At 71.2% G+C, this 920-nt stretch carries 1 protein-coding gene; it reads right to left on the reverse strand.

The window, feature by feature from the left end; all coding sequences use genetic code 11:
* Positions 1-920, reverse strand: a 920-nt coding sequence (locus AQJ91_RS48415) for a transposase (protein ID WP_067036848.1), incomplete at both ends; no start/stop codon positions are given.

Consider the following 920-nt stretch of genomic DNA (forward strand, 5'->3'; position numbering starts at 1 on the left):
CCCCGAGGGCATATGGGCCAGCGGGCCCGATTTTCCGTCCGCGATCGCCTGCTCCACCACAGCATGCCGGCGGTGGTCGAGTTCGGCGTCGAGCATGGCGGAGGAGCTGTCGGTGAAGACCGGGTGGTAGCGCCAGGCGGTGAACAACTCGCCCTGCCCCTGGGCCACGTCGTCGTTCAGCCGCCGCACCCGGCGCACGATCAGCCGGGCGGTGACCTGCTCGGACTTCTTCCGGCCGGTGAAGGCGGTGTATTCGATCTCGGCGACCTCGGCGTCGGAGACCATCTCGCCGGTGTCGGGGTCGACGAAGGCGTCCGGGTAGCGGATCGGAACCCACGCGTCCTCCTCGATGCGGCTGATCGCCGCGGCGATGGAAGGGTTCATGCCGGTGGTCAGCGAGAAGCGTGCGCCGGAGCGGCGGCAGGCCGCGACCACGTCGGCGGTGTAGAACTTGCTGTCCGCGCGCACCAGGCGAATCCCGGACCCGCCGGTCTCTTTCGCGATCGCGAGGGCCTCGGCCACGAAGCTTTCCGCGCCGCGGACGTCGGCGGCCTTGCCGCGGCGCAGGCGGACCGCGCCGATGACGGGCCGGGCGATCGGGGTGGAGAAGGTGGCCAGGATCGGGTGCAGGGTGCGCTGGCCCTTGAGGCGGCCGACCTCGGCGCCCTGCTTGGCGTGGCCGTACACCCGTCGGTGGGTGGGGTCGATGTCGATGAACATCACCTGCTCGGCACCGGGCAGCAACGGCGTGCGCCGGGCCAGGGATACCAGGAAGCCGCGATGCACGCGGTGCAGTTGGCGGTTGTGGCCATGGCTGAAGGAACGCAGGAAGGTGCCCAGGGTGGACGGGGCGCGGACCCCGCCGAAGGCCCGGTCCATCGCGCCGTGCCGCAACCGGTCGGCATCGTCGATGCTGTCCG

Origin of the sequence: Streptomyces dysideae, assembly GCF_001514305.1 — a bacterium.
In the GTDB taxonomy this organism is placed as follows: Bacteria; Actinomycetota; Actinomycetes; order Streptomycetales; family Streptomycetaceae; genus Streptomyces; species Streptomyces dysideae.